The 13,434-nt window shown below is 61.9% G+C and carries 14 protein-coding genes; 13 read left to right on the top strand and 1 reads right to left on the bottom strand.

Features of this window, described 5'->3' with window-relative positions; all coding sequences use genetic code 11:
* The 13 genes from JWR14_RS28855 to JWR14_RS28795 form a co-directional block, all read left to right on the top strand.
* On the top strand, window positions 1-203 hold a 203-nt coding region (locus JWR14_RS28855), incomplete at its 5' end, for an aldehyde dehydrogenase family protein (protein WP_299715864.1).
* Between the two features lie 257 nt (window positions 204-460).
* Window positions 461-1,129 (top strand): haloacid dehalogenase type II, encoded by a 669-nt coding sequence (locus tag JWR14_RS28850; RefSeq protein WP_299715861.1) that lies wholly within the window; start codon window positions 461-463, stop codon window positions 1,127-1,129.
* Window positions 1,130-1,137: 8 nt separating this feature from the next.
* Complete coding sequence (locus JWR14_RS28845; protein ID WP_299715857.1) at window positions 1,138-2,415, top strand: FAD-binding oxidoreductase; 1,278 nt, start codon at window positions 1,138-1,140, stop codon at window positions 2,413-2,415.
* 72 nt (window positions 2,416-2,487) lie between these two features.
* Window positions 2,488-4,113: an ABC transporter substrate-binding protein gene (locus JWR14_RS28840; protein WP_299715854.1), complete on the top strand. Its 1,626-nt coding sequence runs from the start codon at window positions 2,488-2,490 to the stop codon at window positions 4,111-4,113.
* 82 nt (window positions 4,114-4,195) lie between these two features.
* On the top strand, window positions 4,196-5,152 hold the full coding sequence (locus tag JWR14_RS28835; RefSeq protein WP_299715851.1) for an ABC transporter permease: 957 nt from the start codon (window positions 4,196-4,198) through the stop codon (window positions 5,150-5,152).
* Window positions 5,149-6,105: an ABC transporter permease gene (locus JWR14_RS28830; protein ID WP_299715848.1), complete on the top strand. Its 957-nt coding sequence runs from the start codon at window positions 5,149-5,151 to the stop codon at window positions 6,103-6,105. The genes JWR14_RS28835 and JWR14_RS28830 overlap by 4 nt, the downstream gene beginning before the upstream one ends.
* Entirely contained in the window at window positions 6,102-7,952 is a 1,851-nt protein-coding gene (locus JWR14_RS28825; RefSeq protein WP_299715845.1) for an ABC transporter ATP-binding protein, read from the top strand. The genes JWR14_RS28830 and JWR14_RS28825 overlap by 4 nt, the downstream gene beginning before the upstream one ends.
* Window positions 7,949-8,263: a (2Fe-2S)-binding protein gene (locus JWR14_RS28820; protein ID WP_299715842.1), complete on the top strand. Its 315-nt coding sequence runs from the start codon at window positions 7,949-7,951 to the stop codon at window positions 8,261-8,263. Before JWR14_RS28825 ends, JWR14_RS28820 begins: the two co-directional genes overlap by 4 nt.
* Window positions 8,248-9,624, top strand: coding sequence for an FAD/NAD(P)-binding oxidoreductase (locus JWR14_RS28815; protein WP_299715839.1), 1,377 nt, complete (start codon window positions 8,248-8,250; stop codon window positions 9,622-9,624). The genes JWR14_RS28820 and JWR14_RS28815 overlap by 16 nt, the downstream gene beginning before the upstream one ends.
* On the top strand, window positions 9,621-10,823 hold the full coding sequence (locus tag JWR14_RS28810) for an FAD-binding oxidoreductase (protein ID WP_299715836.1): 1,203 nt from the start codon (window positions 9,621-9,623) through the stop codon (window positions 10,821-10,823). Before JWR14_RS28815 ends, JWR14_RS28810 begins: the two co-directional genes overlap by 4 nt.
* Entirely contained in the window at window positions 10,820-11,239 is a 420-nt protein-coding gene (locus JWR14_RS28805; protein WP_299715833.1) for an AraC family transcriptional regulator, read from the top strand. The genes JWR14_RS28810 and JWR14_RS28805 overlap by 4 nt, the downstream gene beginning before the upstream one ends.
* Before the next feature lie 138 nt (window positions 11,240-11,377).
* Window positions 11,378-11,794 carry a hypothetical protein gene (locus JWR14_RS28800; protein WP_299715830.1) on the top strand — a complete coding sequence of 139 codons (417 nt, stop codon included), beginning with the start codon at window positions 11,378-11,380 and terminating at the stop codon, window positions 11,792-11,794.
* A gap of 248 nt (window positions 11,795-12,042) precedes the next feature.
* A complete protein-coding gene (locus JWR14_RS28795; RefSeq protein ID WP_299715827.1) occupies window positions 12,043-13,074 on the top strand; it encodes a serine endopeptidase in 1,032 nt (343 codons plus the stop codon).
* Window positions 13,075-13,179: 105 nt separating this feature from the next.
* On the opposite strand, the gene JWR14_RS28790 is transcribed toward JWR14_RS28795, so the two are convergent.
* Window positions 13,180-13,434 (bottom strand): glycine betaine ABC transporter substrate-binding protein (locus tag JWR14_RS28790; RefSeq protein WP_299715824.1); only part of this gene is annotated, 255 nt, incomplete at its 5' end.

Here is a 13,434-nt window from a genome sequence, read left to right as displayed (position 1 = left end):
ACACAGCAGACCTGGGCCGTGCGCTGCGGCTGGTCCGGGGTCTGGAAGCGGGTACGGTATGGGTCAACCGCTACGGCAGGACGTCCGATTTCATGATCCCGACCGGTGGCTACAAACGCTCGGGCATCGGCAAGGACCTGGGCCGGCAGGCTTACGAAGCGAACCTTCGCTTCAAGAGTGTGCTGATCGATTTGCGTGAATAGATACGGGCTCCGGAACTTGTCTTAAGCCCGCAAAAAGAAGGGCAAACCCTAGGCCCTGAAAGAGGCTGAAAAACAGCCGCAACCCGAACCGCAGACTCTGCTGCCGACACCCTGCAAAACGCATGTTTTGTGTTTTTGGATTGCGCGAATCAGGGACATCTTTGTTTTTGCGCTGATTAAATCTCTAACAGGAATGCGTTTTCCTGTTTTCGCCACTGAACCCCTCGCGGGTTCATATCAACGATAGGACTTTCACCATGATCGAATTCGAACCGAAGTACATCACCTTCGACTGCTACGGCACGCTGACCAAATTCCGCCTCGCTGACATGACGCGCGAAATGTACGGTGACGTGCTGAGCGGTCCGGACATGGACAAGCTGATTGCGTTCTTCTCGGGTTATCGGCGCGATGAAGTGCTCGGCGCATGGAAGCCGTATCGCGACGTGATCGTGAATGCGTTCAAGCGGGCTTGCAAACGCATGAACATTGAATTCGATGAAGCCAAGGCAGAAACGTTCTACACGGCCGTGCCAACGTGGGGTCCGCATCCGGATGTGCCGGAAGGCCTCTCGCGGCTGGCGAAGAAGTACAAGCTGGTGATCCTGTCGAACGCCTCGAACAACCAGATCCAGAGCAACGTCGACAAACTCGGCGCGCCGTTCCATGCCGTGTTCACGGCCGAGCAGGCGCAGTCGTACAAGCCGCGCATGCAAGGCTTCGAGTATATGTTCGACCAGCTTAACTGCAACCCGGAAGACGTTCTGCACGTGTCGTCGAGCCTGCGCTATGACCTGATGACCGCCCACGACATGGGCATCAAGCACAAGGCGTTCGTCAAGCGCGGCCATGAACCGTCGACGCCGTACTACGAGTACACCGAAGTCGACGACATCCCGCATCTCGCCACGCTGCTCGGACTGTAAGCCGCCGTATGAAGCTCGACTCCTACTGGCTCGACACCGCGCCGCCACTGCTTTCAACGACCGATGGCCCGGTCGATGGCCGTGTTGACGTGGCAGTGGTCGGGGGCGGCTTCACGGGCTTGTCGGCGGCGCTGGCGTTGGGCAAGCGCGGCGCGTCGGTAGCGGTGCTGGACGCGGGGCGAATCGGCGGCGGTGCGTCGGGTCGCAATGGCGGCCAGGTCAATACCGGCGTCGCGCAGGATTTCGCTGCGCTGGTTCAGCAGCTTGGACTGGAGAAGGCGCGCGGTTGTTATCTGGCCTATGCAGCCGCGGTCGATACCGTCGAACGCCTGATCCGCGAAGAGCAGATCGATTGCGATTACCTTGCGTCGGGCAAGCTGAAGCTCGCGTCGAAACCGCATCATCTCGCGCACCTGGAGAAGACGGCGGAGGTGATCCGGCGTGAAGTCGATGCCGATATCGAGATCATTGGCCGCGAGCGCATCTCGACCGAGATTCAGTCGGACAGTTTTTTCGGCGGTTTGCTGCAGCGGCATGGCGGCCAGATGCACATGGGCAAGTTCACGGTCGGTCTGGCGGACGCCGCCGCGCGTCACGGTGCGAAGCTCTATGAGAACGCGCCCGTGACATCGATAGAAAAGGCCGCTGACGGCGGGTACCGGATCGTGTCGGCGCGTGGGGAAGTTCGCGCCAGGCAGGTGCTGGTCGCGACCGGACCGTCGCGGCAAGGCCCGTTCGGCTGGTACCGGCGACGTCTTGCACCGGTGGGTTCTTTCATCGTGGTGACGGAGCCGTTGCCGGCCGACGTGATCAACCAGGTGTTTCCGAATCGCCGCGCGTACACGACGTCGCGCCTGATGCACAACTATTTCCGCATCACGCCCGATTCGCGTTTGCTGTACGGCGGCCGGGCACGCTTCACGGCGTCCGAGCAGCCCTCGGACGCGAAGAGCGGACGCATCCTGCAGGACGGTCTCGCGACGATGTTCCCGGCGCTGGCGCAGGCGCGCATCGACTATTGCTGGGGTGGTCTCGTCGATATCACCGCAGACCGGCTGCCGCGTGCGGGCCAGCATGACGGGATCTATTTTTCGATCGGTTATAGCGGCCACGGTACGCAGATGTCCACGCACATGGGGCAGGTCATGGCCGATGTCATGGACGGCCGCGAGAGCGCAAATCCGTGGCGTGAATTCGAGTGGCCGGCGATTCCCGGCCACACGGGCAAGCCCTGGTTCTTGCCGCTAGTGGGCACGTACTACCGCATCAAGGATGTGTTTTATTGATTTCGCAGCCTTTCATGTAACCAAGCCGACAAAACCAAAACCAACCCCAGCCACCCTCGCGGAGAAGTCTCAATGAACGAACAAGATCTGCAACACGCCGATGCCCCAGCCGGGACTGAAGTGACCGAACTCGAGCGCCTGACGCGCCGGGGTGCGTCACGGCGCGAGGTGCTGCGCGCGCTGGCCGCGGCCGGCATGGCGTCGATCACCGGGGCAGGGTTGCTCACCGCGAGCGGCGCTGCGTTCGCGCAGGCGAAGCCGAAGCAGGGCGGCAAGATTCGGGTGGCCACGCAGTCCGCGTCCGCCGCGGATACGCTCGATCCGGCAAAGGGTGCGCTCGGCACGGACTATGTGCGGGCAAACATGTTCTACAACGGCCTGACCGAACTTGATTCACATCTCGGCGCGAAGATGGCGCTGGCGGAATCGCTTGAATCGAAAGATGCGACCGTATGGATCGTGAAGCTGCGCAGCGGCGTTCAATTCCACGACGGCAAGGCGCTCGCGCCCGCCGACGTGGTTTATTCGCTAATGCGCCACAAGGACCCGGCCACGGCGTCGAAGGCCAAGACGCTCGCCGACCAGATCAAGGAAGCGAAAGCGACCGGCCCGAACGAGGTCACCATCACGCTGGAAGGCGCGAATGCCGACCTGCCGGTGATTCTCGCGACCTCGCACTTCCTGATCATCAAGGACGGCACGACCGACTTCAAGACGGCTATTGGCACGGGTCCTTTCAAGCTCAAGGACTTCTCGCCGGGCGTGCGTACAGTCGGCGTGAAGAACGAGAAGTACTGGAAGCCGGGCATGCCGCATCTGGACGAAGTCGAGCTGATTGGTATTGGCGACGAATCCGCCCGCGTGAATGCGCTGCTTTCCGGCGATGTGCAACTGATCAACGCGATCAGCCCGCGCTCGACGACCCGCATCAAGGGCACGCCGGGTTTCACCGTGCTGGAGACGAAGACGGGCCAGTACACGGACCTGATTGTTCGCGACGACGGCGGGATTAGCGGCAACGAAGATTTTCGTCGGGGTATGTTCTATCTCATGGATCGCGAGCAGATTCGCCGCGCCGTGTTCCAGGGTTTCGGCACGATCGCCAACGACCAGCCGATCGATCCGACTAACAAATACTTCATGCCGGGTATTCCCCAGCGTCCCTACGATCCGGAGAAAGCCAAGTTCTATTTCCAGAAGGCAAAAGTGGGCAACGCGCCCGTGCAGATTTATGCCTCGCCGGCGGCCGACGGCTCGGTCGAAATGGCGGTGCTGTTGCAACAGGCCGCGCCCGCAGCGGGCTTGAACCTGCAAGTCACGCGCGTGCCCGCCGACGGCTACTGGTCGAACCACTGGATGAAACATCCGCTGGGCTTCGGCAATATAAATGCCCGCCCAAGCGCCGACGTGCTGTTCACGCAGTTCTTCAAGTCGGACGCGCCATGGAACGAAGCGAACTGGAAGAGCCCGAAGTTCGACCAGATGCTGCTGGCGGCGCGCGGCGAACCGGACGACGCCAAGCGCAAGCAGATCTACGGCGACATGCAGGTATTGGTGCATGAGAGCGGCGGTGTCGGCATTCCGATGTTCCAGAGCTCGATCGACGGTTTCACGACCAAGCTCAAGGGCCTGGGATCGATTCCGCTGGCCGGCCTGATGGGCTTCATGTTCGCGGAGCATGTCTGGCTGGAAAGCTGAAGCGGGTTCAGGTGGTTCAGTTATCAGGCAGTAAAGCACGCCGCCCGCGCGGGGCGTGCCGTTTCAACCCCGGAGGCGGATCATGAAAGCACACGCGTCACGACTTATCGCTGCTCGCCTGGGCCTCGCACTGCTCACGCTGCTGCTTGTGTCGGCAGTGGTGTTCGGCATTACGGGGCTGCTCCCCGGCGACGCCGCGCAGCAGGCGCTCGGGCAAGCGGCCACACCTGAAGCAGTCGCAGCGCTACGGCACCAGTTCGGGCTCGACCAGCCGGCCTTGCAGCGCTACTTCGAGTGGCTCTACCTGATCGTCACCGGTAACTTCGGTACATCGTTATCGAATAGCTTGCCCGTCAGTCAACTGATCGCCACGCGCTTGCCGAACTCGCTCGTGCTGGCCGGATTGACCGCGCTGGTGTCCGTCCCGGTCGCGCTGTTTATCGGCATCTCGTCGGCCATGTTCCGCGGCTCGCTGCTCGATCGCGTGCTCAACGTGCTGACTTTATCCACCGTTGCAGTGCCGGAGTTCCTGATTGCGACCATCGCCGTGCTGGTCTTCGCCGTGAAGCTGCGCTGGCTGCCCGCGTTGTCGTATTTGTCCGAGGTGTCATCGTTCGGCGGTCTGTTGCGGATCTACGCGATGCCCGTCATGACGCTGTGTTGCGTGCTCGTGGCGCAGATGGCGCGCATGACCCGCGCCGCCGTGCTCGACCAGCTCAACGCATCGTATGTCGAGATGGCGATCCTGAAAGGCGCGTCACCCATGCGCGTGGTCCTGCGCCATGTGTTGCCAAACACCATTGGCCCGATCGCCAATGCGGTGGCGCTGAGCCTGTCGTACCTGTTCGGCGGCGTGGTGATTGTCGAATCGATCTTCAATTATCCGGGCTTGGCGAGCCTCATGGTCGACGCCGTCACGAACCGCGACATGCCGCTCGTGCAGGGCTGCGTGATGGTGTTCTGCGCGGCTTACCTGCTGCTCGTGCTGATTGCCGATCTGGCCCAAATCGTATCCAACCCGAGGCTGCGTCAACGATGAACCGACCCGCCAATTCTTCCATTCACCATCCTGGCAACGAGCTCTACGACATGGGTCTTGATGAAATCGTCAATGAACCGGCCATCCCTGCGCCTGAAGTTGCCGGGCCAAAACCGGGCGTGCTGAAACGGCTGCACCGGCGCTTCTCCGTGCTCGGTTTGATCGGCCTCGTGCTGGTCGTATTCTGGATGACCATTGCGGTCATCGGTCCGTGGATCGCGCCTTACAAAAGCGGTGCGCTGTCATCCGTGGATGTGTTCGCCGGGTCGAGCCATGCGTTCCTGCTGGGCACCGACTATCTCGGCCGCGACATGCTCAGCCGGATCCTGTACGGCACCCGCTATACGGTCGGGCTGGCGTTGGCCGCGGCGTTGATGGCGAGCCTGATCGGCACGTTCTTCGGCTTGATCGCCGCTGTGTCGGGCCGCTGGGTCGACGAAATCCTGAGCCGCCTGTTCGACGCGTTGATCTCCATTCCGAGCAAGGTGCTTGCGCTGGTTGTGATCGCCGCGTTTGGTTCGTCCATCCCCATGCTGATGGGTGTCGCCGCGCTCGCCTACATTCCCGGCGCGTTCCGCATTTCGCGCTCGCTCGCGGTCAACCTGATGACGCTCGAATACGTGCAGGTCGCGCGGGCTCGCGGCGAACGGCTGTTCTATATCGCGCGCGTGGAAGTGCTTCCGAACATGATCCATCCGATGCTCGCCGACTTCGGCCTGCGCTTCGTATTTATCGTGTTGCTGCTCAGCGGCCTGAGCTTTCTCGGCCTCGGCGTACAGCCGCCCAATGCCGACTGGGGCTCGCTAGTGCGCGAGAATATCGGTGGACTGGCTGAAGGGGCGCCCGCCGTCATGATGCCGGCTATCGCGATCGCGACGCTGACAATCGGCGTGAATCTGCTGATCGACAACCTGCGCCGTCGTGGCGGCCGCGGGCAAGGAGCTGCGCAATGAGCACCAACACGATCGACATGATTCAAGTGAAGGGCTTGCGTGTGGTGGCGGGCGCCGCACCCGATCCGGTGACCGAGATCGTCAAGGGCGTCGATTTTTCGGTGAAGAAAGGCGAGGTGCTGGCGTTGATCGGTGAGTCGGGATCGGGCAAGACGACTATCGCGCTGGCGCTGCTGGGATATGCGCGGCAAGGGTGTTCCATTAGCGGCGGGTCGGTGCGGATCGGCGAGACAGAAGTGCTCGAACTCGACCAGCGAGGCCGCCGGGCGCTGCGCGCGCGGACCGTGGCGTATGTGGCGCAGAGTGCATCTTCCGGGTTCAATCCGGCGCGCACGATTATCGATCAGGTGACGGAACCCGCGCTGCTGCATCGGCTGATGACGAAAGACGCGGCACGTCGCAAGGCGATCGAGTTGTTCCGTGCGCTTGCATTACCGGAGGCGGACACGATCGGCGAGCGTTATCCGCACCAGGTCTCGGGCGGGCAGTTGCAGCGCCTGATGGCGGCCATGGCGTTGATCACCGATCCAGCAGTGGTGGTGTTCGACGAGCCGACGACCGCACTCGATGTGACCACGCAAATCGAAGTGCTTGCAGCGTTCAAGAAGGTGATCCGCGAGCTGGGCACCACGGCTATCTACGTGTCGCACGATCTTGCGGTGGTCGCGCAGATGGCGGACCGGATTGTCGTGCTGAACGGCGGCCGGGTGAAAGAAGATGGTCTCGTGGCGCAAGTGCTTGATGCGCCCGTTGACGTGTACACGCAGCAGTTGCTGGCTGCCACGCGACGGCCCGAGCCGGTGTTGTCGGTGCAGACGGCGGCTCAGAAACTTGCGCCGCCCTTGCTCGAAATCCGTGGGTTGGCGGCGGGTTACGGCCGTATCGACCGGTATGGCGCGCCGGCCGTGCGCGTGCTCGACGACGTGAGTCTGTCCATTGCACGTGGCAGCACGCTGGGGGTGATCGGTGAATCAGGATCGGGCAAGACGACGCTCGCGCGCGTGGTGGCGGGTCTGGTCGACCGGGCGCGCGGTGAAGTTTTCTTCGACGGCAAGCCGCTCCCGGCGCAACTGTCGAAGCGGACTCCTGATCAATACCGGCAGATCCAGATCGTGTTCCAGAACGCCGATACCGCGTTGAATCCGAGCCATACCATTGCCGATATCCTCAGCCGGCCGCTCGCTTTTTATCATCATCTGCGCGGGGCGGCGGCGCGCAAGCGGACGCTGGAACTGCTCGATCTCGTCAAGCTGCCGGCATCGATTGCGGAGCGCGCGCCGGGCGGTTTGTCGGGCGGCCAGAAGCAGCGTGTCAACCTGGCGCGTGCGCTCGCGGCCGACCCCGCGCTGATTCTCTGCGACGAAGTGACGTCCGCGCTTGACACCGTGGTCGGCGCGGCGATTCTCGACCTGCTTGCAGAACTGCGCCGAGAGCTGGGTGTGTCGTACATGTTCATCAGCCACGACATCTCAACGGTGCGTTCGATCTGTGATGAAGTGATCGTGCTGTACGCGGGACATCGCGTGGAGGCGGGCGAGCGCGACGTGCTCGCGGCACCGCCGTATCACCCCTATACAGGTTTGCTGGTCGACTCCGTGCCGGCGCTGAAACCCGGCTGGCTCGACGCACGCCGCCTGATCGGCAGCGCCGCGTTGCCGCAGATGGGCGAAAGCGCGGACATAGCCGAGCTGTGCAGCTTCAGGGCGCGTTGTCCGGTTCGTATCGACGGTAAATGCAATGCCACGCCGCCCTCCATGAAGAAGCTGCCTTCGGGCGCGGAAATTCTATGCCACCATTCAACGGCCGAGTTGAGCCGGCTGCAGACAATCGAGGTGGTTGAAGCATGAGCGGACGATTCGTGCGGCTGGCGGAAACGGAGCGCAAGACGTTTGTGATAACCGTCGATGGCGTGGCGCGGCAGGCAGCCGTTGGCGACACGTTGATGGTCGCGTTGCTGACCGGCATGAGGACCTTGCGGGACTCTGAATTCGGCGATGGCAGGCGCGCGGGGTTCTGCCTGATGGGGGCATGCCAGGATTGCTGGGTCTGGACCGCTGAGGGCGACCGGTTGCGTGCGTGTACAACGCCGGCGGCAGCGGGCATGTCGATCGTCACGCAATTGACGACAGCCGGGGAGGGCGTATGGCCGCGCGGGTAGTCGTGATTGGCACGGGACCCGCGGGCGTGCGGGCAGCCGAGGCGCTGGTCGAAGCGGGTCTGCGGCCGACGGTAATTGATGAAGGCCGGCGAGACGGCGGGCAGATTTATCGACGGCAGCCGGAAGGTTTCACGCGCTCCTATGAGACGCTCTACGGCACCGAAAGTGCACGCGCGGCCGCTCTGCATTCGAGCTTCGACGCGCTCAAAAGCCGTATCGACTACCTGCCTGAAACGCTCGTCTGGAACATCGCGGCGAACGCTGTGCATCTTGTCAGTGGAACGGCCTACCGTACGCTCGAATTCGATGCGTTGATCATTTGCAGTGGCGCGACGGACCGGTTGATGCCGGTGAAGGGTTGGCATTACGCCGGCACGTATAGCCTGGGAGGCGCGCAAGTCGCGCTGAAGTCGCAGGGGTGCTCGATCGGTTCGCGAGTCGTGCTGATGGGCACCGGGCCGCTGCTGTACCTTGTCGCTGCGCAGTATGTGAAAGCGGGCGCGGCGGTGTCCGCCGTCTTCGATACCTCCACTCTTTTACAACGGCTCAGCGCGTTGCCGAAGCTGCTCGCCGTTCCCGCCGCGCTGAAAAAAGGCATCGCTTTGATGGGAGTGCTGAGGAAAGCGCGTGTGCGGGTATATCGTGGCGTTCGGCCACTGGAAATAAGCGGTTCATCGGAGCACGGCGTGAGCCACGTTGAGGTCGCTCTGCAAAGCGGTATGCCCTTGAAGGTGGCCTGCGATGCAGTCGCGATGGGGTATCACTTGCGCCCTGAAACGCAGCTCGCCGACTTGGCCGGCTGCGAATTTTCATTCGATGAACCCACCCAGCAATGGCTGCCCGCCACCGATGAAGACGGCCGCAGCAGTGTCAAGGGCATCTATCTGGCAGGCGACGGTGCGCGTATCCGCGGCGCGGATGCCGCCGAACGATCGGGCCGTCTCGCCGCCTTCGCTGCGATGCAGGACGGCGGTTTGAAGGTCGAAGGTCTGACTGTCTTGCGTGAACAACTGCAGGTTTTCAGCCGCTTCGCGGCCGGCTTGCGTGCGGCCTTTCCGTGGCCCGCACGGTTCGCAAGCATGCTGCCGGACGAGACTATCGTGTGCCGTTGCGAAGCCATTACAGCGGGCGAATTACGTCGCGTCGTCCGCGAAACCGGCGCGCAGGAAGCGAATCGCGCGAAGGCATTTTCGCGCGTGGGCATGGGCCGCTGCCAAGGCCGCTTTTGCGCTCACGCGGGAGCGGAAGTGATCGCGGCGGCGGCATCCGTGCCACTGGCTTCCGTTGGACGGCTACGTGGGCAGGCCCCCGTCAAACCGTTGCCGGTGGCGTTGGTCGAGGAAGAGGGGGCAACCGAATGACCGCGTCACGACAAGCTGCTCATGAAGCCTCGCACCGAGCCGATGTGATCGTGATCGGCGGCGGCATCATGGGTACGACCACTGCGTTTTTCCTGCGACGTCGCAACCCCGCTTGCTCCGTGATCCTGCTTGAGCGCGGCCTGACGGGCCAGCAAGCGAGCGGCGTCAACTTTGGTGGTGTCCGCAGGCAAGGCCGTGCGCTGCCGCAACTCGCGATGGCGAATCGCTCGCTCAACACGTGGCAGCATTCGAAAGAACTGCTGGGCGAGGACATCGAATTCCTGCCGTCCGGGCACACGCGGGTCTGTTATCACGCACACGATGCGGATACCTTCGACCGCTACGCCGCCGATGCCCGCGCGTACGGCCTCAATCTGGACGTGCTGCACGGCAAGGCGATGTTCGACCGTTTCCCTTTTCTTGGCCGTGAGGTATTGGCGGCCTCCATCTCGCCGCTCGACGGTCATGCAAACCCGCGCCTCGCTGCGCCGGCCTTCGGCCGGGCGGCGGCGCGCATGGGCGCGCAGGTGGTGGAGAACACGGAGATCGTGCATGTGGAGAAGGACGGCGATGGTTTTCGCGTGGAGACTGTGGCAGGCGTGGTGTATCGGGCAGCGCAGCTCGTGATTTGTGCGGGCGCTTGGGCAAGCCGGCTCACTGAGCAGTTCGGCGAACCGGTGCCGCTGCGCGCAAGCGGACCGCAAATGTCGGTCACTGAACCCGTGCCGTATGTCTTCAAGTCGTCGATGGGCGTGTTCACATCGATCAAGCAGGAAGGCATCTACTTCCGCCAGATTCCGCGCGGCAACATCATCATAGGTGGCGGCCCGCCGGGTCCCGCCGATGCCCTCACGCGACGCGCATCCGTGCTGCCGATCAACACCGTGCGGCAGATCGCGCAACTCCGCCGCCTGGTTCCTGCGATGGCTCCGCTGCACGTGATCCGGGTCTGGAGCGGTGTGGAAGGTTACTTGCCCGACGGTGAGCCGGTGATCGGCCGCAGCTCGACTACTGACGGACTGTTTTATGCATTCGGCTTCAGCGGCTCGGGGTTCCAGATTGGCCCGGGTGTGGGCGAGACGCTGGCCGAGCTGATCGATACCGGTAGTACACCGATTCCGCTCGATCCATTTTCGATCAGCCGGTTCGCGGCGTTTGCAACTTCATCGAACGCTCAACCTGTGGCGGCGGCTTCATGAAACAAGCCATGCCGCTGACCGAGGCCCGGGCGTTTATCGAGGCGCACTTCGATGAACCCGTGACGCTTGCACAACTTGCCGAGCTGTCTGCGCTTAGCGTGTCGCGATTCGCGACCGCGTTTCGCCAGCAATTTGGCTCTTCACCGTACCGGTATTTGTGCGGGCTACGGATTGAGCGTGCGCAAGCGTTGTTGCTGGCGGGCGTGCCGGGATCGGTGGTGGCGGCTGAGGTCGGGTTCTTCGACCAGAGTCATTTCGCACGGCATTTCAAACGTTTCTGCGGCATGACGCCGAGCATGTATCTAAAGCGATCGCGCGCTCGTTGTTCAGTGCAGGGCAGCGGCGGGTTGTTGCGCGGTGCTGGTAACGGAATTGAGCCGGCGGACGAGCGGACGCTCTGCGAGGAAACGGCGTGAGGGTGCGGCGTAATTAGATAACGGGACAGGCTAAAGAAATAATTCCGTAAGCCGATATTGCGGGGATAGCCACTTTCTCGCGCACGTCGGCGACCCCCATCGCGAATGCAAATTCAACCGGTTGCATCAAGCCTTGCTATGGCGCCCATTCCTGGCTCGCAAGCCGCAGACAATACGACAAGCGGAGCAACATCGGGGAGTGCTGCATCGTCAACCGCGCCATCAACCTCCCCAACGAGTGCTGCGCCGGCTGCATCGGGCGCGAGTGGCGGCGGCTCTTCATCCGGGAGCAACAGTGCCGTGGCCGCTGCGATCAAGCAATTGAAGCAATTGATCGAAGAGTTGCAAAGGCAGCTAAGCGAACTGCAGGCACAAGTTTCGCGCGAATCACATATGTCGGCCAAGGACACGACCGGCGCATCCAGCATGGCAGCCATGACCCTGGGCGGGGAGGCGACGGGCATAGAGTCTGCGCTCCAGGTCGCAAGATCGGAGCTTGTGCAGATGATGATTGCGTCCGGCGAAACGACCGGTTTAATCAGCGATTCAGCCTGACTTTCCGCCATGAGCTTCGCCACGTTCGGATGCGAAGAACGAGGTATTCAAACCTTGGCACTACACCCTTCTCCCCGTAAGCCCGTCCTTCCAGATCCCTTACGCTATCATTCCGCAGACCAAAGCCCTGGTTCATCGCCTCGCCTCACAGCATCCTTGAGGGGCGATCGTGCGTCCGAAGATCGGGCCACCATGAACCGATGGCCCGCCATGTAGCAATTCAATACGGGGACTGACCGATGCAACCCATGCGAGTATCAGAAAAATGGTTTCACCGAGCGCTCTGGTTGATCGCCTTCGCGTTTGCGGGTTTCCTGATTGGCCTGGGTGGGCTTGTTGTCGGGAATTTACCCGGCGTCGAGGCGCCGCCTACGCTGGACTCACTGATCGATCCGAGCGCCAGCGCCGCGATAGAAACATCGATCAAGCAAGCGCAAAGCAATGCCCGCGATGGCGAGACAGCCGAGGAGTCCGCGCGGCTCAGACTGCAAGCCGCGACGGCCGAATATTCGAGCGCGCACGAAACATTCTCTAACTGGCTCGCCACCCGCACGGCGACCGAACAGGCTGATCAAAACAAGGAGCTTGTCAGCCGTACGCATTCGCTGGAAACGCTCAATGACAACGTCCGTACTGCACAAAAAGCGCTGGACCAGATAGAGCAAACCAACGCACAGAACCGGCAAGTGCTGGAGAAGGAACGGACGGCGGAAGCGGCGCTTCGCACCCAGGCCGAGGAAAAACTCGATGCGCTTCAGCGCGGCATCGACATGAAGAATTTCCTCATCCGGCTGGCGATTACCCTGCCCTTGCTGGTGATTGGCGGATGGCTGTTTGCAAGGCATCGCAAGAACCGATATTGGCCCTTTGTCTGGGGCTTCATATTCTTCGCGTTGTTTGCGTTTTTCGTCGAACTGGTTCCGTACCTTCCTGACTACGGCGGTTATGTCCGGTACATCGTAGGCGTGATCGTGACGATCCTGGTTGGGCGTTACTCCATCAATGCCTTGCAACGCTACCTGCAAAATCAAAAATCCGCGGAGACGTTACCCGACGATCAACGTCGTCAGGCCCTGAGTTATGACGTTGCTCAAAGCCGCTTTGCGAAGGGCATCTGCCCGGGATGCGAACGCAAGGCCGACCTGAGCAATCCAAAACTCGACTTCTGCATGCACTGCGGCATCAGCTTGTTTGACGCGTGCGCCTTTTGCGAAACGCGAAAGAACGCGTTTGCACATTATTGTCCGTCGTGTGGGAAAGAGGCGGTTGCGATCAAGTAGCTGGGAGTTCGTTCGCGTGAGCGCTTAGCTTCATGACACGGGATGAGACACGGCGAAGGTGCAGGAGCGGCTCGGTCACCGTTGTGCACCTTCGCCGCTACTCATTCAGTGTGCGTTACGAGCCGTATCAACCCAACCGTCGAACTGAGTTTTGTTCGCGGCGAGCCACTGGTCCGCAAGTGTTGCGACGACCGCTGTTGCGCCGTTGCCCTTGCTGATCGCAAGTTCCCAGGCCGACCATGTCGCCGATGGAAAACGGATCTGCTCGACGAGCTTCTTGACTACCGGATTAGCCGCGATAAATTGCTTGTTCGCGACCGCGCCGTAGTTCCAGGATGCCATCGCCATACGGCACGGATT

It is taken from the genome of Caballeronia sp. (genome assembly GCF_028292365.1).
GTDB lineage: Bacteria > Pseudomonadota > Gammaproteobacteria > Burkholderiales > Burkholderiaceae > Caballeronia.
This window is presented reverse-complemented; position numbering and strand designations above follow the sequence as displayed.

Coding starts and splice junctions, on each gene's coding strand:
- JWR14_RS28850 (WP_299715861.1), top strand. CDS start 461: ATGATCGAATTCGAACCGAAGTACATCACCTTCGACTGCTACGGCACG.
- JWR14_RS28845 (WP_299715857.1), top strand. CDS start 1,138: ATGAAGCTCGACTCCTACTGGCTCGACACCGCGCCGCCACTGCTTTCA.
- JWR14_RS28840 (WP_299715854.1), top strand. CDS start 2,488: ATGAACGAACAAGATCTGCAACACGCCGATGCCCCAGCCGGGACTGAA.
- JWR14_RS28835 (WP_299715851.1), top strand. CDS start 4,196: ATGAAAGCACACGCGTCACGACTTATCGCTGCTCGCCTGGGCCTCGCA.
- JWR14_RS28830 (WP_299715848.1), top strand. CDS start 5,149: ATGAACCGACCCGCCAATTCTTCCATTCACCATCCTGGCAACGAGCTC.
- JWR14_RS28825 (WP_299715845.1), top strand. CDS start 6,102: ATGAGCACCAACACGATCGACATGATTCAAGTGAAGGGCTTGCGTGTG.
- JWR14_RS28820 (WP_299715842.1), top strand. CDS start 7,949: ATGAGCGGACGATTCGTGCGGCTGGCGGAAACGGAGCGCAAGACGTTT.
- JWR14_RS28815 (WP_299715839.1), top strand. CDS start 8,248: ATGGCCGCGCGGGTAGTCGTGATTGGCACGGGACCCGCGGGCGTGCGG.
- JWR14_RS28810 (WP_299715836.1), top strand. CDS start 9,621: ATGACCGCGTCACGACAAGCTGCTCATGAAGCCTCGCACCGAGCCGAT.
- JWR14_RS28805 (WP_299715833.1), top strand. CDS start 10,820: ATGAAACAAGCCATGCCGCTGACCGAGGCCCGGGCGTTTATCGAGGCG.
- JWR14_RS28800 (WP_299715830.1), top strand. CDS start 11,378: ATGGCGCCCATTCCTGGCTCGCAAGCCGCAGACAATACGACAAGCGGA.
- JWR14_RS28795 (WP_299715827.1), top strand. CDS start 12,043: ATGCGAGTATCAGAAAAATGGTTTCACCGAGCGCTCTGGTTGATCGCC.